The sequence below is a fragment of the Pseudomonas sp. Irchel s3a12 genome (assembly GCF_900187485.1).
Taxonomy (GTDB): domain Bacteria; phylum Pseudomonadota; class Gammaproteobacteria; order Pseudomonadales; family Pseudomonadaceae; genus Aquipseudomonas; species Aquipseudomonas neuropathica.
In genome coordinates this window covers 22629-38994 of record NZ_FYDN01000003.1, presented here as the reverse complement: position 1 = coordinate 38994, position 16366 = coordinate 22629, and the positions used below count along the sequence as shown (strand labels likewise).

Sequence of the window (16366 nt, the reverse complement as noted above, 5' to 3'; positions counted from 1 at the left end):
GTTTTTCTGCGGCCAATGGCTTACATCATTGCAGGAATATTAGGGCCTTTGTTTTTTCCCAGAGCGCGCTAGAATGCGCCCCGAACGTGCGGAGAACTGTATGTGGCAACAGACTCTGATAACCCTGCGGGCGCGGCCCCGGGGCTTTCATCTGGTAACGGACGAGTTACTCGCCGGGCTGCCTGAACTCAGGCAGTGTCGGGTCGGTCTGTTGCATTTGTGGCTGCAGCATACCTCGGCGTCGTTGACCATCAACGAGAACGCCGATCCGGCGGTACGTCGCGACTTCGAACGATTTTTCAATCGTCTGATCCCACAAGGAACAGACGGCTATGAGCATAACGACGAAGGCCTGGACGACCTCCCGGCGCACTTCAAGGCCAGTGTGCTTGGCTGCCAGATCAGTCTGCCGGTTTCGGCAGGTCGCCTGGCACTGGGAACCTGGCAAGGCGTTTATCTGGGCGAGCACCGTGATCATGGCGGTGCCCGAAAAGTCCTCGCCACCTTGCACGGTGAAGGGGCGTAAACCGTTGGTCATCAATGGTTACTGATTTTTTAACGGCGACTTTCGACAGTTGCCAAAGCTGGTCTATAACTAATCTGCTTTTCGCAAGTCATGAGGTAGAACATGAGCGACGATGATCTGGAAAACGACGACCTCGAAGTAGGCGACGAAGACGAGGCCGAAGAAGGCCTGGAAGCAGCAGCGGAAGACGTTGCTGACGACGATGGCGGTGACGATACGCCGGCCCCGGCTGCCAAAGGCAAAGCCAAGGCTGCGGTGTCGGTTGACGAATTGCCGAGCATTGAAGCCAAGAACAAGGAACGCGACGCCCTGGCCAAGGCCATGGAAGAGTTCCTGTCGCGTGGCGGCAAGGTTCAGGAAGTGGAGGCCAACGTGGTCGCCGATCCTCCGAAAAAGCCGGACAACAAGTACGGCAGCCGCCCTATCTGAGGCGTGCCGCTGGCTTGCTGAAAAGGCCCGCCGTCGCTGCGGGCTTTTTCATGGGCGAAAGAAAAATTTGAAGGCGATGCAGACCCTGTGGGAGCTGGCTTGCCAGCGATGGCGGCCTGTCAGACAACATTGATGTTGAATGTGCTGGCCTCATCGCTGGCAAGCCAGCTCCCACAGGGAATGATGGAAATCAGGGTCAGTGTTGGGCATTCCAGCGTGCAAGAACGGCAGGCAAATCGCTCAGGCTACGAATCTCGGCATCCGGCAGACGATCCGCTTCCCAGACTTTCCCCGACGGGTTGAACCAGATCGCCCGCAACCCGGCCTGCTGCGCGCCGGCAATGTCATCGCCCGGATGATCACCAATATGCACGGCAGTTTCGGCTGTAGCACCACCACGCTGCAACGCCTCATGAAACAACCGGGCATCCGGTTTGGCGATGCCGATGTCTTCCGCGCACAACGCAAACTTGAAGTAGTCCGCCAAACCCAGCCGACGCACATCGGCATTGCCATTGGTGACTACGCCAAGCGAGTAATGATTGGCGAGAATCTCCAGTACTGGTTCGACTTCAGGGAACACTTCGATCTGATGCCGAGCATGCAGAAACACTTCAAAACTCTTGTCCGCCAGCGTCGACGCCTCGTCATGGGCGTACCCGGCTTCTTCCAGTGCATGGAACAACACCCGCCGGCGCAGCGCGCTGATGCGATGTTTTAGCCCCGGCTCATTGGCCAGCACCCGCTCACGAATCCCCCACAAATGCTCCACCGGCACCGCACCCAGATTCGGCGCATGTTCGCTCAGCCATTCGCGCAATATCGCTTCGGCGCTGACGATCACCGGAGCGGTGTCCCACAAGGTGTCGTCAAGGTCGAAGGTGATCAACTGGATGCTCATGAATCATCGCCTTTCATGCGTTTGGCCCGGGGGTGGGCGCTGTCGTAGACCGCCGCCAGGTGCTGGAAGTCCAGGTGGGTGTAGATCTGCGTGGTCTTGATGTCCGAGTGGCCGAGCAATTCTTGCACCGCGCGCAGATCCTGCGAGGATTCGAGCAGGTGGCTGGCGAAGGAGTGGCGCAGCATGTGCGGGTGCAAGTTCTGCCCCAGTTCACGTTCGCCGGCCAGTTTCACTCGCACCTGAATCGCCCGTGGACCGAGGCGTCGGCCTTGCTGGCTGACGAATACGGCGTCGTCTGCGGGGTTGGTCATGGCCCGCAGAGGCAGCCATTGTTCGAGGGCTTCGCGGGCCTTTTTGCCCACCGGCAGCAGCCGGGTTTTACTGCCCTTGCCGAGGACTTGAACCATGCCATCGGCGAGGTCGAGTTGATCGAGATTGAGTCCGGTCAGTTCGGAAAGGCGCAGGCCGGAAGAATAGAACAACTCAAGAATCGCCTGATCGCGCCGCGCGAGAAAATCATCCTCGACCGCCCCTTCAAGCAGTTGCAGTGCGCGATCAGTATCGAGGGTTTTCGGCAGTCGGCGCTCGCCTTTTGGCGGTGCCAGACCCGTCGCCGGGTCGTGGTCGCAAAGACCTTCGCGATTCAGATAGTGATAGAGCCCGCGTACTGCCGAGAGCAGCCGCGCGAGGCTGCGCGAGGATTGCCCCTGCGCATGCAGACGGGCGATCAGGCTGCGCAGGCGCTGAATGTCCAGCGCCGCCCAGCTGCCGATGTTCTGTTTGACGCACCAGCCAAGGACTTTATCGAGGTCGCGGCGATAGGCCGAGAGCGTGTGCGGCGACACCTGTCGCTCACTGCGCAGGTGTTCGCAGTAAGCGTCCAGTTGCCGTTCCATGCTCAGCGTACCGAGCGCAGGGAGCTATTGACCCGTGGCAGCACACGGCCCATGACTTCGGCGATGTAGCTGAGGAACAGCGTGCCGACCGAACTCTTGTAGTGCTGCGGGTCACGGCTGGCGATCGCCAGAATGCCGTGGATGCCTTGATGGCTGACCGCGACGACGGCAGTGGAGCCGATCTGCTTGCGTTGTTCTTCGCCGAAGAGGAAGTCCAGTTCATGCTCACGCAGGCTGCCGCTGACGCTTTTGCCTTCGGTAAGCAAGCCGCCGATGGCGACTTGGGCGTCAGCGTGAGTGACCCAGCGACCGACCGGCGCCGGGTTGTCACCGAGCAGGATCAGGCTGACAAAGGGCACCTGAAAATCCTGGCGCAGGCTGTCTTCGACGCTGATCACCACGTCTTCGAGGCTGGCGGCGTCCATCAGGGACAGTATGAGACGGCGGGTCTTGTCGAACAGGCGATCGTTGTCGCGGGCGACGTCCATCAACTGCGAGAGGCGATGGCGCATCTCGATGTTGCGGTCGCGCAGAATGGTCATCTGCCGCTCGACCAGCGAAACGGTATCGCCACGCTGGTGGGGAATACGCAGGGCGGGCAGCAGTTCTTCGTGCTCGACGAAGAAGTCCGGATGAGCCTCGAGGTATGCGGCAACCGCTGCCGCCTCCAGGCTCTCGGACGCTGATTCGTCGGACTGTCGGGCGGGTACCTGAGGCTTATCGGTCATGATTTCTGCTCACTCAAAGACGTACTTGTCCTTCGTATACACGCACTGCCGGACCGGTCATCAGCACCGGTTGGCCAGGGCCTGCCCATTCAATGGACAGACGCCCGCCGGGCAGGTCGATCAATAGCGGCGAATCCATCCACCCCTGGCTGATCGCAGCGACAGCCGCTGCACAGGCGCCGGTACCGCAGGCTTGGGTTTCCCCGGCACCGCGTTCCCACACGCGCAACTGCGCACGGTTACGGTCGATGACCTGGAGAAAACCGACATTCACTCGCGCGGGGAAGCGCGGATGGTGTTCGATTTTCGGCCCCAGCTCATGCACCGGTGCACTGTTGATGTCCTGCACGCGCAACACGGCGTGCGGGTTGCCCATCGACACGGCGGCCAGTTCGACCGTGGTGCCGTCGACTTCCAGCTGATAGCTGGTCGCTTGCGCTGGCGCTTCGAACGGAATGTCCGCTGGCACCAGACGCGGGGCGCCCATGTTCACGCCGATCTGGCCGTCGTTACGCACGTCCAGTTCGATGATGCCGCCCTTGGTCTCGACGCGAATCTGCCGTTTGGCGGTCAGACGCTTGTCGAGCACGAAGCGTGCAAAGCAGCGCGCACCGTTGCCGCACTGCTCGACTTCCGAGCCATCGGAATTGAAGATCCGGTAACGGAAATCCACGTCCGGATTGCTCGGAGCCTCAACGATCAGCAACTGGTCGAAACCGATGCCGGTGTGGCGGTCGCCCCACTGCTTGGCGTGCTTTGGCTGAATATGCGCGTGCTGGCTGACCAGGTCGAGAACCATGAAGTCATTGCCCAAGCCGTGCATTTTAGTAAAACGCAGCAGCATGGGTTACTCCGGCAGCAGGCTTTCGCCGGCAAACAGCTCGGCCACGGTTTCGCGGCGGCGCACTTCAAAAACCTGAGCACCGTCTACCAACACTTCGGCAGCACGGCCACGGGTGTTGTAGTTGGAACTCATCACAAAACCGTAGGCACCGGCCGAATGCACGGCCAGCAGATCGCCTTCGGCCAGGGCCAATTCACGGTCCTTGGCGAGGAAATCGCCGGTTTCGCAGATCGGGCCGACGATGTCGTATTTGCGCGCAGCGGTGTCACGCGGTTTGACCGCGGTGACGTCCATCCACGCCTGATACAGCGCCGGGCGGATCAGGTCGTTCATCGCCGCGTCGACGATGGCGAAGTCCTTATGTTCGGTGTGCTTGAGGTACTCGACCTGCGTCAGCAGCACGCCGGCATTGGCGACGATGAAACGGCCCGGCTCGAACACCAGCGCCAAGTCACGTCCGTTCAAGCGCTCGCGCACAGCCTTGATGTAGTCGGCAGCCAATGGCGGCTCTTCATCGCGATAGCGCACGCCCAAACCACCACCGAGATCGATGTGGCGCAGGTGAATGCCGCAGTCGCCCAGACGGTCGACCAGATCCAGCAGGCGATCGAGCGCATCAAGGAACGGTGGCAGGGTGGTCAGTTGCGAACCGATGTGGCAGTCGACACCGACCACTTCCAGGTTCGGCAGATGCGCGGCGCGCACGTACACGTCTTCGGCGTCGGCGATGGCGATGCCGAACTTGTTCTCTTTGAGACCGGTAGAAATGTACGGGTGGGTGCCGGCATCGACGTCCGGGTTCACGCGCAGCGAAACCGGGGCGCGAACGCCCAGCTCGGCGGCGACCACTTGCAGGCGCTCCAGCTCGTCGGTGGATTCGACGTTGAAGCAGTGCACGCCGACTTCGAGGGCGCGACGCATGTCGTCACGGGTCTTGCCGACACCGGAGAAGACGATCTTGTCAGCGCTGCCGCCAGCGGCCAGAACGCGTTCCAGCTCGCCACGGGAAACGATGTCGAAACCGGCACCGAGACGGGCCAGGACATTCAGTACGCCGAGGTTGGAGTTGGCCTTGACCGCAAAGCAGACCAGGTGCGGCATGCCGGCCAAAGCATCGGCGTAAGCCAGATACTGAGCTTCGATATGCGCGCGCGAGTACACATAAGTAGGCGTACCGAAACGATCGGCGATGGCGGACAGCGCCACACCTTCCGCGAACAGTTCCCCGCCACGGTAGTTAAAAGCGTCCATGGCGATCCCTTATTGGTAAACGTCGTGCTTATGTGCTTTGGACGGTTGCTTCTGCGAAGACTGGGCTTGCTCGGCCGGGTCCTGATCGTCATCCGGCAGGTACAGCGGGCCTTTTTGACCACAGGCCGAAACGAGGCAGGCAACCGCGACGAGCGCAGCAAGGGAAGAGATCAGGCGCTTCATGGCGAAATCCTTGAAAATGCGTTAATTGCGCCGGAGTATACCGGCCACCCGGCGGCTTGCCTATGTGATGGCCTTCCCGTCCGGCGGGGCTTGCCCGTGAGCACTGGTAACCCTGTGTGAGCGAGCCTGCTCGCGATGGCGGTGTGTCAGGCAACAATAATGTTGAATGTGCCGGCCATTCGCGAGCAGGCTCGCTCCCACAGGGTTGGGTGTTCGATGCCCTGACCGGTGCTTGGTCGTTAATCTTTGCAATCGGCCGGCAGCGTCCGTATCTTTCGGCGCTTGAGCCTGATCAGACATTTTTTGAGGTTGCCGCAATGAGTTTGTCCGAAGCCCGTTTCCACGATCTGGTCGATGAAACCCAGGAAAAACTGGAAGACATCTTTGACGAGAGCGACCTGGACATCGATCTGGAAAGTTCGGCCGGTGTGCTGACCGTCAAGTTCGAAAACGGCTCGCAGCTGATCTTCAGCCGCCAGGAGCCGCTGCGTCAGCTGTGGCTGGCAGCGGTGTCCGGTGGTTTCCACTTCGATTACGACGAAGAAAGCGAGCGCTGGATGTGCGACAAGAGCGAAGAGCAACTGGGCGAAATGCTAGAGCGCATCGTCAAGCAGCAGGCTGGCGCTGAATTCGATTTCGAAGGTCTGTGATTCCGTGACTGACACCGCTCCCGTTCGTCCACCGAAGCCGCTGTACAGCAACATCAGCCCGGCCGTGCCTTCGCCGTGCAGCGGCGTTTGCCGATTGGATGAGCAGAAGGTCTGCCTCGGCTGCTTCCGCCATGTCGAAGACATTCGCGAATGGCGCTCGGCAGACGATGACCGGCGACGTGTGATTTGCGCGCAGGCGTCGCAGCGCAAACAGTGCGGCGGGGCGTGACTTGTATATTTTTTGAGCTGTGATAGTGTCCGAACACGCCTCAACCCATCGAGGCCTGGTGAAAACCCCGTCTTTTTTGGCGGGGTTTTGCTTTTTTTGTGTGCAGAAGAAAGGAGTCTGCCCGGATCATGACCGCACCTTCCATCACCCTTACCCGTCTGGACGTGCAACGTCTGGAGCGCCTGATCGACAGCCTGGATGACACGCTGCCGGGCGTGATTGCGCTGCAAACCGAGCTGGATCGCGCCGACACCGTGGTCGGTCACGATGAAGTGCCCGCCGATGTCGTGACGATGAATTCCCGTGTGCATTGCCGCGAAGAAGGCAGTGGCAAGGATTACCACCTGACGCTGGTCTATCCGAAGGACGCCAACGCCGATGAAGGCAAGATCTCGATCCTGGCTCCGGTCGGCAGCGCGTTGCTGGGCCTGAAAGTCGGTCAGCACATTGACTGGCCGGCACCCGGTGGCAAGACCCTCAAACTGACTTTGCTGGAAGTCGAATCGCAACCGGCCAACGGTGGCGCGTTTCCCGAGTAACCCGCCTCAGACCTGTTCGAGTGCCTCGTTCAGGGCGCGCTCCAGATCAGCCTTGTAGCGCAGATACAGATTGCTTGAACTCTGCCCGTCACCGAGCAGGCCCGAAAGGTCGAGGTCGGTGATGTAGCAGCGATAGCGTTCGCTCTCGCGGCGCTGCTCGACGATCTCCCGGGCGACCACGCTGAACAGCTGGTCGCCATGTTCCAGTTCGCTGAATTCCCGTTGATTGCAATACAGGGTGACCTGCACTTCGCCCGGTGCGGCTTTGCCGACGATCGCTTGCACGTCGTAGAACGGCTTGTTCACTGGCGTCTGCGGTGCCGGCCGCGCTTCGACCCGGCGCGCGCGCCCCGGACCTGAAGGCAATAGCTGGTAATACAAAGTGTCGAGACGGCCGTCGGGACCGGCGTCCATCGGCAGCACGGCTTCGCGGCGAAACAGAATCGATTGCAGGAAGCGCTGCAACGGCACCAACAGACTCTGCTCGTCGTGATAGGGCAAATGTTGCTGCCACAGCGCGTTGAACTCATCCAGCACGTACAGCTCGGCCTGCTGCTCGGTGATCCGATAGAACACTTGAATGCACTCCGGCTGGCCCATCGGCAGGATCAGTGCAAGGTCGTGATCTTCCAGTGCCATGGGATCCAGGTGCAGCGGACTGTAGCGCGGCTGTTCTTCGCCAAGGTAATCGAGCAGGGCCGGCAGGGTGGCAAGCGCCACATGGTTGACCTGGCCCGGCACCAATTCCAGCACGTGATAATGCTGCTGCACCTGAATCAGGTAGCGATGGTTCAACTCGCTGAGCAACAGGTTCTGCGCGGTGTCGATGATTTCTTCAACGCGACGGGCAATGAACTGCGCGCGGTTGTGGCAGAAGCAGCGTACCTTCAATGACGGCTGCAACGGCCCGCGCGGCAGGTTGTTGAGGTAATCGCGTAGGCAGTCGAGCAGGGCATGCGGGCCGTCGAAGCGGTTGACCAGTACTTCGTTCCAGCTATTGAGCGTGACCTGATCCAGCGTCAGCACGAGGTTTTCGCGCACTCCGGCGTAACTCAGCGAGTCGGTACGCTCGGTGGTCATCAGGATATTCAGGTCGCGGTGATGCTTGAGCGGGTCGACGCCGACGTTGACCAGAATCAGCACTTCGCTTGGCACCACTGCACGCAGCAACGGTTCTTCCGCGACGGTGGGCAAGGGCAGGGCGATGCACTGTTGCAGGCTGCCGAGCAGGTTGAACAGCTCGAACTCGCTCAGGTCGCTGGTGCCGGGATGCAGGGCCAGGCGGGTGCTGCTGTCGATCACGCCGTTGCGGTGGCACCAGGTCAGCAGCTCCAGTAACTCGCGGCTGCGCTTGATCGGTGCGAAGTGTTCCCACTCCAGTGCGGTCAGGCTGCCGTTATACAAGCCCCACTGGGTTTGTCCCGGTTCCTTCTTGTTGCGCGACTGCACCAGGGTCAGGGTGTCTTCGGCCAGATCCGGGGCGATGCCGGGGTTGATGAACTCGACCTTGTCGGCCTTGCGTTCGAAGGCTGCGTAGAGCCGGCGCCCCAGCACATTGAGATCGCGTTTATTGATCAGGCTGACGGTTTGTTCTGTGCGGGCGAACTGGGTCAGGAAGCGGTAGCTGTAGTTCAGCTCATTGACCAGTGCGCGACGCTCGGCGCTGACCTGGCGGACTTTCCACTGGCTGCGGCTGTCGAGCAGCGTCAGTTGTCGCTGATCCCAATGCCATTCGCTGGCCAGTCGTTCCAGCAACGTGCGTTGCCAGCTCTGGGTGCGGCTGTTGCCAGTGAGCTTGCGGTTGACCTTCAGGTACAACGCGCGACGAACCAGCTCCAGCCGTTCCGGCTCGTTGCGCGCGGTGAGGTATTCCTCGATACGCCGGTACACGACCATGTACGGATCCAGTTCATCCAGATCCAGCTGGTTGGCGAACACGGCTTTTTTGAAGCGCAGGCTCAGGCACTGCACCTGCGGGTGTTCGCTGGCGTAGACCTCGGTCAGCAGCAGCTTGAGCACCGATTTATAGGGTGACTCGATGCCCTTGAACAACTGCCACAATCCGGCGCCGATGAACTCGCCCGGCGGAATCCGCGCCAGATGACCAAGGTCGAGGGTTTCGTCGGCGCGGATAAAACGCTTGGACAGCAGGGTGTGGGTGTAAAGGTCGTAGGCGGTTTCTTCGTAAACCGGCACCAGCCACCAGATCGGTGTGCGCCCTGCCAGCCAGATTGCAGTGCGATAAAACTCGTCGAGCAGCAGATAGTGCTGAGTGCTGCCGCAGTTTTCCGAGCTGAGCTGGGTGTCGCGTTCGCCTTTGACGAAGCGCTCCGGGTCGATCAGGAAAAAATGCGCTTCGGCGCCCTGACTCGCCGCCCAGGCTTCCAGCAGCTGGCATTTTTTGCGCAGTTCAGCAAGCTCGCTTTCGTTCAAGTCCGGCGCGTGGCAGACCCACACGTCCATGTCACTCTGATCGGCTTGCGCCAGCGTACCAAGGCTGCCCATCAGGAACAGGCCGTGAATCGGTCGCGGCGGATTGCTGCCGTGACGCGGTTTGTACGAAAACGAACGAGTCAGACGCTGTGCTTCGGTCAGCACGTTGGCGTCGGGCTCGTAATTCGACAGGCCGGCCGGCGTGCTGCCCGACACGTAGCCCGGCAGCAGCGGGTGATTAACATGAAAGAACAGCGGCAACAGCGTCAGTACGCTTTGCTGGCGTGTCGACAGCCCTTCAAGGGCACGACCGAGGCGGCCTTCATTGAGTTTGAGAAAACGCGCGCGCAGCTGGCTGAGTACCTTGCGGTCGATGCCTTCGTCCAGGTCGGGGCGGATTTCGTGGGTGCGCGTCATGTCAGCTCAAACCGGCTCGCAAGCTCGGACGAAGAGGGTCTCGGAATGGGAGGCAGTTTAGCCTTTGCGCAGCGGGACTTTTAAGCTGAATTTGTTTTTTGACGTCAGATTTCTATCGCGGATGGCCGGGCAAGCCCGCGGAAATCCCGTGGCAGGAGTTCCCGTGGGCGAAGTCAGGGGGAATCAGGCGGTTTCCTGCTCTCTCAGAATGGTCAGCACGGTTTGCACACTTTGTGCGGCATCGCGACCGAGGCTGGTCAGATACCCGCCATCGGGCTGGTCGGTCAGTTCTTTTTCAAAGAGGCGTTTGGCGGCGGCGATGTGTTTCGGGGCAGCGGTCTGATGAATTTTCAGACCTTCCTGGGAACTGTCCAGGTTGAAGAGTGCGAGGACTTCCAGTTCGGCAACCAACTCAGGGGTAAGCGACATAAGGACTCCAGACTTTCTAGGAATTGGACGACAGCGTCCCTAAGGTGAACCCGCTTTTGCGGCATGTCCAGTGCTCAGATCAGGGATTTTGTCTTGAGGCGGATTGCAGTGTAGTCGGGAGGCGGGAGTTGGCTGGATGGATGGGTGACAAATTGTGTGGGAGCGAGCCTGCTCGCGAAAGCGGTGTGTCATTTAGCGTTGTTTTTGCTGATGCACGGCATTCGCGAGCAGGGGGATGTGTTTGGCTTACTGCTTTTCTGGCGGTAATTCCGGCAAGGCGCGCAGCGCCGCTTCGTACCATTCGGTATTGAACGCACGGTCTTCATCGAGCATCGCGTCGATTTCGTAAGCCAGCACGTGAGCCATCAGATTGAGGATTTCTTCGCGCTCGACACCCACCAGGGTCAGCTTGTTGAACGTCGCTTTGGCGGCCGGCGGATTGTCGCTTTCGATCTGGTTTTCGATGGCTTCGATCAACGTCGCTTCGGTGAACTCTTCTTCGTCGTTGTCATTGTCGATGTCTGTCGGCTCGCTCATGGCAGGCTCCTCATGGAAAGGCGCCAGTTTACCCGCATTCAGTGGCGTGATGCTGCTGGCGGGAAAGGCTTGAGCGATCTATAAACAGGCACTGCCCACCCCGCACGGCCTGGAGGCTATGTGATGTTCAAGCTCTACGGATTCTCAGTCAGCAACTACTACAACATGGTCAAACTGGCACTGCTGGAAAAAGGCCTGCCGTTCGAAGAGGTCACGTTCTACCCGACGCAGACACCGGAGTCTCTGGCCATCAGCCCGCGCGGCAAAGTGCCGGTGCTGGGTGTAGACGATGGTTTTATCAACGAAACCGCGATCATCCTCGAATACCTCGAACAGACCCAGAAAGGCACGCCGCTGCTGCCGAGCGATCCGTTCCAACGCGCGCAGGTGCTGGCGATTGCCAAGGAAATCGAGCTGTACATCGAGTTGCCGGGACGCGCTTGTTACGGCGAGGCGTTCTTCGGCATGACCCTGCCGGAGGCGATCAAGGAAAAGACCAAGACTGAATTGCAGCTGGGTTTCGCCGCGCTGGGACGACACGGAAAATTTTCTCCATACGTGGCGGGCGACAGTATGAGCATTGCCGATTTGTATTTCCTCTACAGCGTGCCGCTGGCCTATGCGGTCGGGCAGAAGCTGTTCGGGATTGATTTGCTGGCGGAGATGCCGCAGGCGAAGGCGCTGCTGGAGCGGTTGGAGCAGAATCCGCATGTGCAGAAGATCGCGGCAGACAAGGAAGCTGCGATGCCGGCGTTTTTGGCGATGATCGCTGCCAAGAAGTGAGTTTTATAGCGCTCTGAAGGAAGCCTTCGCGAGCAGGCTCGCTCCCACATTTGGATTTTTGTTGAACACAAAATTTGTGGCCGACAAAAATCCCCTGTGGGAGCGAGCCTGCTCGCGAAGCTTTTGGCTTTTGGCCTTTAGCGGCTAGCGATCAGCGCCTGACCGCGCACCACCGCTGCCTTGACCTGCGCCGGCGCAGTGCCGCCGATATGATCACGGGCATTCACCGAGCCTTCCAGGGTCAGCACGGCAAACACGTCCTGCTCGATCTGATCACTGAACTGACGCAGTTCTTCCAGGCTCATCTCGGCCAGATCCTTGCCAGTGTCGACGCCGTACTTCACCGCGTGACCGACGATTTCGTGGCAATCACGGAACGGCAGACCACGGCGCACCAGATAATCTGCCAGGTCGGTCGCGGTGGAGAAACCGCGCAGCGCCGCTTCACGCATGATCGCGTGTTTCGGTTTGATCGCCGGGATCATGTCGGCAAAGGCACGCAGCGAATCGCGCAGTGTGTCGGCGGCGTCGAACAGCGGCTCTTTGTCTTCCTGGTTGTCCTTGTTGTAGGCCAGCGGTTGGCCTTTCATCAGGGTCAGCAAACCCATCAGTGCACCGAACACACGGCCGGTCTTGCCACGCACCAGCTCCGGTACGTCAGGGTTTTTCTTTTGCGGCATGATTGAGCTGCCGGTGCAGAAGCGGTCCGGCAGATCAATGAACTGGAACTGCGCACTGGTCCACAGCACCAGCTCTTCGGAGAAGCGCGACAAGTGCATCATCGCGATGCTCGCGGCCGAGCAGAATTCGATGGCGAAGTCGCGATCGGAGACGTTGTCCAGCGAGTTGCCGCCAACTGCGTCGAAGCCCAGCAGTTGCGCGGTGTATTCGCGGTCGATCGGGTAGGTGGTGCCGGCCAGCGCGGCGCTGCCCAGTGGCATGCGGTTGGTGCGCTTGCGGCAGTCGACCAGACGCTCGTAGTCGCGGCTGAGCATTTCGAACCAGGCCAGCATGTGGTGCCCGAAGGTCACTGGCTGCGCGGTCTGCAGGTGGGTGAAGCCCGGCATGATGCTCGCGGCTTCGCGCTCAGCTTGCTCCAGCAGGCCTTTCTGCAGGCGGGTGATCTCGGCGAGGATCAGGTCGATTTCGTCACGCAGCCACAGGCGGATGTCGGTGGCGACCTGGTCGTTACGGCTACGGCCGGTGTGCAGCTTTTTACCGGTAACGCCGATGCGGTCGGTCAGGCGTGCTTCGATGTTCATGTGCACGTCTTCGAGGTCGACACGCCAGTCGAACTGGCCGGCCTCGATTTCGCCCTGAATGGTCTTCAGGCCGTCGATGATGCTGTCGCGCTCGGCATCGGTCAGCACGCCGACCTTGGCCAGCATGGTGGCGTGGGCGATCGAGCCCATGATGTCGTGGCGATACAGGCGCTGGTCGAAAGTGACGGAGGCGGTGAAGCGGGCGACGAAGGCGTCGACGGGTTCACTGAAGCGGCCGCCCCAGGACTGATTGGTCTTGTCAGTGCTCATGAATTCGCTCGTATCGGCTTGAAGAAAGAAGGCGTGAAACGCTGGCGCGGATAATAACAGGGTTGCCAATCCTGTCGCTGACACTGGTCGATACGTTTTTTTCTCATTGCGTCAGCCATAGTGGCCGCTGGTGCTGGGAGATTTGCACAAGGATATTTTTCGATTGAGCAATATCGGCCCGGCGAGCGTCTACAGTTGGACATAAGGGTCGACGCGGCTCTGGATCGCGCAAAGGTCTGGCCGGCGACTATAAGAAGAGGGGGTGGGTGTTTTGTCCTTCGGCAAACCCCGTGAGAAACGCAGGAAACAGCGGGCTTTGAGCAGTACGACCCGGACACTGGCAAATATTGCTGGCCGACGTACGGCACTTTTTGGCGCTCGGGCTAGTCTTAGCGTGGATCGCGGTGACGGACGTCACTTCACCTGTCTACGCTATCCTTGTGCGAGACTCACGCAGGAATCCAGCGCAATATGAATGTCCTGATCGTTGATGACGAACCACTGGCTCGCGAGCGCCTCAGCCGAATGGTGAGCGAGCTCGAGGGTTATACAGTTCTGGAGCCCGGCGCCACGAATGGCGAAGAGGCGTTGGCACTGATCGACAGCCACAAGCCGGATATCGTGCTGCTCGATATTCGCATGCCGGGTCTCGATGGCCTGCAGGTTGCTGCCCGTCTGTGCGAACGTGAAACGCCGCCGGCCGTGGTGTTTTGCACCAGCCCCGATGAATTTGCCGTGGAAGCCCTGCAGGCCAGCGCCGTGGGCTATGTGGTGAAACCCGTGCGAACCGAACATCTGCATGACGCCCTGAAACGGGCTGAACGTCCCAATCGGGCGCAACTCTCGGCCCTGACCCGTCCCGCTGCCGAAAGTGGCAACGGCCCGCGCAGCCATATCAGCGCCCGAACCCGCAAAGGCATCGAACTGATCCCGCTGGATCAGGTGGTCTACTTTATCGCCGACCACAAGTACGTGACCCTGCGCCACGAGGCCGGTGAAGTGCTGTTGGATGAGCCGCTCAAAGCCCTCGAAGACGAATTCGGCGAGCGCTTCGTGCGTATCCATCGCAACGCGCTGGTCGCCCGCGACCGCATCGAACGTCTGCAGCGTACGCCGCTGGGGCATTTCCAGCTGTTTCTCAAGGGTCTAAATGGTGACGCGCTGATCGTCAGTCGTCGGCACGTGGCCGGTGTGCGCAAGATGATGCAGGGCCTGTAACCCGGTCATTCCGGACAGCTCCAGCTCCTTTTTACCAGGCACTGCGGGCCAGGGAGGCCGCGCCGACTCTGATTCAAGTCAAAGTGGATTTGGCTGAGCTGTTATTATCCGCCGTATCTATTCAGTACGGATTGATCCATGTCCTCTCGCGAAATCCGCATCGCCACCCGTAAAAGTGCGCTTGCCCTCTGGCAGGCCGAATACGTCAAAGCCCGTCTTGAAGCGGCCCACCCGGGCCTGCTGGTGACGCTGGTGCCCATGGTCAGTCGCGGCGACAAACTGCTCGATTCGCCACTGTCGAAAATCGGTGGCAAGGGCCTGTTCGTCAAGGAACTGGAAACTGCGCTGCTGGAAAACCAAGCCGACATCGCCGTCCACTCGATGAAAGATGTGCCGATGGACTTCCCGGAAGGCCTCGGCCTGTTCTGCATCTGCGAGCGTGAAGATCCGCGTGATGCCTTCGTTTCCAATACTTATGCCAGCCTGGAAGCATTGCCTGCCGGCAGCATTGTCGGTACGTCGAGTCTGCGTCGTCAGGCACAGTTGCTCACCCGTCGTCCGGATCTGCAGATCCGCTTTCTGCGCGGCAACGTCAACACTCGCCTGGCCAAACTCGATGCCGGTGAGTACGACGCGATCATCCTCGCCGCCGCCGGCCTGATCCGCCTCGGCTTCGAAGATCGCATCACCTCGGCGATCAGTGTTGATGACAGCCTGCCGGCCGGTGGCCAAGGTGCAGTCGGCATCGAATGCCGCAGCGCCGACACCGAAATCCACGCCTTGCTCGCACCGCTGCATCACGCCGACACCTCGTCGCGCGTCACCGCCGAGCGTGCCCTCAACAAACATTTGAATGGCGGCTGCCAAGTGCCGATCGCCTGCTATGCCGTGCTCGAAGGCGAGCAGTTGTGGTTGCGTGGTCTGGTCGGTGAGCCAAGCGGCGGCAAGCTGCTCAGCGCCCAAGCCCGCGCGCCACGTGCCGATGCCGAAGCACTGGGGGTGAAGGTCGCCGAAGACCTGCTCAGCCAGGGCGCCGACGACATTCTCAAAGCGGTCTACGGCGAGGCAGGTCACGAGTGACCGGTTGGCGCCTGCTGCTGACGCGCCCCGCGGAAGACTGTGCGGCGCTGGCGCAGACGTTGGCTGGGCAGGGCGTTTTCAGTAGCTGTTTGCCGCTTCTGGACATTGTCCCGCTGCCAGTCTCTGAGAAAATTCGTCAGGCGATTACGCAGTTGCCAAGTTGCAGTGCAGTGATTGTCGTCAGCAAACCGGCGGCGCGTATTGCGCTGGATCTGCTCGAAGGTGCATCTGCGCTGACGATGCCGTGGTTCAGTGTCGGCGCGGCGACTGCGCAGATTTTGCTGGATCACGGTCTGGACGCGAGCTTCCCGGCCACCGGCGATGACAGCGAAGCCTTGCTGCAATTGCCGCGTCTGCGTGAGGCGGTCAGCCAGCCCGGAGCGCAGGTGTTGATCTTGCGCGGGGAGGGTGGGCGTGAACTGCTCGCCGAGCGCTTGCGTGAGCTAGGTGCTAGTGTCGAGTATCTGGAATTGTATCGACGCGACCTGCCAGCCTATGCCCCGGATGAGCTGCCACGGCGGATCGAAGCGGAACGCTTGAACGGGCTGGTGGTCAGCAGTGGACAGGGTTTCGAGCACCTGCGCCAAATGGCCGGTAATACCTGGCCGGCCATCGCGTCGTTGCCGTTGTTTGTACCAAGCCCAAGGGTCGCCGAGCTGGCACGTGCCGCCGGGGCTCAAACAGTTGTGGATTGCCGCGGCGCGAGTGCCGCGGCTTTGCTGACGGCGTTGCGGGAGTATCCCGAACCCGTTTTCTAATGC

The 16366-nt window shown here is 60.4% G+C and carries 19 protein-coding genes and 1 pseudogene; 10 read left to right on the top strand and 10 right to left on the bottom strand.

From position 1 onward, the window contains the following. Window positions 1-100: 100 nt before the first annotated feature. On the top strand, window positions 101-526 hold the full coding sequence (locus CKW14_RS06370; protein ID WP_095049349.1) for a secondary thiamine-phosphate synthase enzyme YjbQ: 426 nt from the start codon (window positions 101-103) through the stop codon (window positions 524-526). 102 nt (window positions 527-628) lie between these two features. Continuing rightward, window positions 629-955 carry a transcriptional regulator SutA gene (gene sutA / locus CKW14_RS06365; RefSeq protein ID WP_007920420.1) on the top strand — a complete coding sequence of 109 codons (327 nt, stop codon included), beginning with the start codon at window positions 629-631 and terminating at the stop codon, window positions 953-955. Between the two features lie 196 nt (window positions 956-1151). On the opposite strand, the gene CKW14_RS06360 is transcribed toward sutA, so the two are convergent. The 6 genes from CKW14_RS06360 to CKW14_RS06335 are packed head-to-tail and all read right to left on the bottom strand — an operon-like array spanning window position 1152 to window position 5758. Beyond that, a complete protein-coding gene (locus CKW14_RS06360; RefSeq protein WP_095125010.1) occupies window positions 1152-1856 on the bottom strand; it encodes an HAD family hydrolase in 705 nt (234 codons plus the stop codon). Next, window positions 1853-2752: a tyrosine recombinase XerC gene (gene xerC / locus CKW14_RS06355; protein WP_007950060.1), complete on the bottom strand. Its 900-nt coding sequence runs from the start codon at window positions 2750-2752 to the stop codon at window positions 1853-1855. The genes CKW14_RS06360 and xerC overlap by 4 nt, the downstream gene beginning before the upstream one ends. 2 nt (window positions 2753-2754) lie before the next feature. Continuing rightward, complete coding sequence (locus tag CKW14_RS06350) at window positions 2755-3480, bottom strand: DUF484 family protein (protein ID WP_064116398.1); 726 nt, start codon at window positions 3478-3480, stop codon at window positions 2755-2757. Between the two features lie 13 nt (window positions 3481-3493). Beyond that, on the bottom strand, window positions 3494-4324 hold the full coding sequence (gene dapF, locus CKW14_RS06345) for a diaminopimelate epimerase (protein WP_007911094.1): 831 nt from the start codon (window positions 4322-4324) through the stop codon (window positions 3494-3496). 3 nt (window positions 4325-4327) lie between these two features. After that, window positions 4328-5575: a diaminopimelate decarboxylase gene (gene lysA / locus CKW14_RS06340; RefSeq protein WP_095049352.1), complete on the bottom strand. Its 1248-nt coding sequence runs from the start codon at window positions 5573-5575 to the stop codon at window positions 4328-4330. A gap of 9 nt (window positions 5576-5584) precedes the next feature. Then, complete coding sequence (locus tag CKW14_RS06335) at window positions 5585-5758, bottom strand: lipoprotein (RefSeq protein ID WP_007911098.1); 174 nt, start codon at window positions 5756-5758, stop codon at window positions 5585-5587. 317 nt (window positions 5759-6075) lie between these two features. Here CKW14_RS06335 and cyaY point away from each other — a divergent pair, with 317 nt between their 5' ends. The 3 genes from cyaY (at window position 6076) to rnk (ending at window position 7176) form a co-directional block, all read left to right on the top strand. Continuing rightward, entirely contained in the window at window positions 6076-6408 is a 333-nt protein-coding gene (gene cyaY / locus CKW14_RS06330) for an iron donor protein CyaY (protein ID WP_077575013.1), read from the top strand. Window positions 6409-6412: 4 nt separating this feature from the next. Further along, complete coding sequence (locus CKW14_RS06325; RefSeq protein WP_093429716.1) at window positions 6413-6637, top strand: DUF1289 domain-containing protein; 225 nt, start codon at window positions 6413-6415, stop codon at window positions 6635-6637. 128 nt (window positions 6638-6765) lie between these two features. After that, entirely contained in the window at window positions 6766-7176 is a 411-nt protein-coding gene (rnk, locus tag CKW14_RS06320) for a nucleoside diphosphate kinase regulator (protein ID WP_007911103.1), read from the top strand. Between the two features lie 6 nt (window positions 7177-7182). Here the strand turns inward: rnk and CKW14_RS06315 are convergent, their stop codons facing one another. From CKW14_RS06315 to CKW14_RS06305, 3 genes are all read right to left on the bottom strand, one after another. Beyond that, complete coding sequence (locus CKW14_RS06315) at window positions 7183-10026, bottom strand: class I adenylate cyclase (protein ID WP_095125009.1); 2844 nt, start codon at window positions 10024-10026, stop codon at window positions 7183-7185. Between the two features lie 183 nt (window positions 10027-10209). After that, on the bottom strand, window positions 10210-10455 hold the full coding sequence (locus CKW14_RS06310) for a TIGR02647 family protein (protein ID WP_047596728.1): 246 nt from the start codon (window positions 10453-10455) through the stop codon (window positions 10210-10212). A 246-nt stretch (window positions 10456-10701) separates the two neighbouring features. Then, window positions 10702-10992 carry a hypothetical protein gene (locus tag CKW14_RS06305; protein WP_093429718.1) on the bottom strand — a complete coding sequence of 97 codons (291 nt, stop codon included), beginning with the start codon at window positions 10990-10992 and terminating at the stop codon, window positions 10702-10704. Window positions 10993-11115: 123 nt separating this feature from the next. Between CKW14_RS06305 and CKW14_RS06300 the strand changes: the two genes are divergently transcribed. Beyond that, a complete protein-coding gene (locus CKW14_RS06300) occupies window positions 11116-11775 on the top strand; it encodes a glutathione S-transferase family protein (protein ID WP_095049355.1) in 660 nt (219 codons plus the stop codon). 137 nt (window positions 11776-11912) lie between these two features. Here the strand turns inward: CKW14_RS06300 and argH are convergent, their stop codons facing one another. Then, window positions 11913-13307 (bottom strand): argininosuccinate lyase, encoded by a 1395-nt coding sequence (gene argH, locus CKW14_RS06295; RefSeq protein ID WP_095049356.1) that lies wholly within the window; start codon window positions 13305-13307, stop codon window positions 11913-11915. Window positions 13308-13641: 334 nt separating this feature from the next. Here argH and CKW14_RS30380 point away from each other — a divergent pair. The 4 genes and pseudogenes from CKW14_RS30380 to CKW14_RS06280 form a co-directional block, all read left to right on the top strand. Continuing rightward, window positions 13642-13782: pseudogene (locus tag CKW14_RS30380) on the top strand (sensor histidine kinase); the annotation flags it as partial. After that, window positions 13779-14525, top strand: coding sequence for a LytTR family DNA-binding domain-containing protein (locus CKW14_RS06290; protein ID WP_093429721.1), 747 nt, complete (start codon window positions 13779-13781; stop codon window positions 14523-14525). The pseudogene CKW14_RS30380 and the gene CKW14_RS06290, both read left to right, overlap by 4 nt. 138 nt (window positions 14526-14663) lie before the next feature. Further along, window positions 14664-15605, top strand: a complete 942-nt coding sequence (hemC, locus tag CKW14_RS06285) for a hydroxymethylbilane synthase (RefSeq protein WP_093429722.1) — start codon at window positions 14664-14666, stop codon at window positions 15603-15605. Then, a complete protein-coding gene (locus CKW14_RS06280) occupies window positions 15602-16363 on the top strand; it encodes a uroporphyrinogen-III synthase (protein ID WP_095049357.1) in 762 nt (253 codons plus the stop codon). The genes hemC and CKW14_RS06280 overlap by 4 nt, the downstream gene beginning before the upstream one ends. Window positions 16364-16366: the final 3 nt, after the last annotated feature.

Excerpts from the sequence above, each read along its gene's own strand:
- CKW14_RS06310 (WP_047596728.1), bottom strand. The coding sequence starts at position 10,455 with ATGTCGCTTACCCCTGAGTTGGTTGCCGAACTGGAAGTCCTCGCACTC.
- sutA (WP_007920420.1), top strand. The coding sequence starts at position 629 with ATGAGCGACGATGATCTGGAAAACGACGACCTCGAAGTAGGCGACGAA.
- CKW14_RS06300 (WP_095049355.1), top strand. The coding sequence starts at position 11,116 with ATGTTCAAGCTCTACGGATTCTCAGTCAGCAACTACTACAACATGGTC.
- rnk (WP_007911103.1), top strand. The coding sequence starts at position 6,766 with ATGACCGCACCTTCCATCACCCTTACCCGTCTGGACGTGCAACGTCTG.
- dapF (WP_007911094.1), bottom strand. The coding sequence starts at position 4,324 with ATGCTGCTGCGTTTTACTAAAATGCACGGCTTGGGCAATGACTTCATG.
- CKW14_RS06350 (WP_064116398.1), bottom strand. The coding sequence starts at position 3,480 with ATGACCGATAAGCCTCAGGTACCCGCCCGACAGTCCGACGAATCAGCG.
- CKW14_RS06290 (WP_093429721.1), top strand. The coding sequence starts at position 13,779 with ATGAATGTCCTGATCGTTGATGACGAACCACTGGCTCGCGAGCGCCTC.
- CKW14_RS06360 (WP_095125010.1), bottom strand. The coding sequence starts at position 1,856 with ATGAGCATCCAGTTGATCACCTTCGACCTTGACGACACCTTGTGGGAC.
- xerC (WP_007950060.1), bottom strand. The coding sequence starts at position 2,752 with ATGGAACGGCAACTGGACGCTTACTGCGAACACCTGCGCAGTGAGCGA.
- CKW14_RS06305 (WP_093429718.1), bottom strand. The coding sequence starts at position 10,992 with ATGAGCGAGCCGACAGACATCGACAATGACAACGACGAAGAAGAGTTC.
- CKW14_RS06315 (WP_095125009.1), bottom strand. The coding sequence starts at position 10,026 with ATGACGCGCACCCACGAAATCCGCCCCGACCTGGACGAAGGCATCGAC.
- CKW14_RS06335 (WP_007911098.1), bottom strand. The coding sequence starts at position 5,758 with ATGAAGCGCCTGATCTCTTCCCTTGCTGCGCTCGTCGCGGTTGCCTGC.
- cyaY (WP_077575013.1), top strand. The coding sequence starts at position 6,076 with ATGAGTTTGTCCGAAGCCCGTTTCCACGATCTGGTCGATGAAACCCAG.
- lysA (WP_095049352.1), bottom strand. The coding sequence starts at position 5,575 with ATGGACGCTTTTAACTACCGTGGCGGGGAACTGTTCGCGGAAGGTGTG.
- argH (WP_095049356.1), bottom strand. The coding sequence starts at position 13,307 with ATGAGCACTGACAAGACCAATCAGTCCTGGGGCGGCCGCTTCAGTGAA.
- hemC (WP_093429722.1), top strand. The coding sequence starts at position 14,664 with ATGTCCTCTCGCGAAATCCGCATCGCCACCCGTAAAAGTGCGCTTGCC.
- CKW14_RS06370 (WP_095049349.1), top strand. The coding sequence starts at position 101 with ATGTGGCAACAGACTCTGATAACCCTGCGGGCGCGGCCCCGGGGCTTT.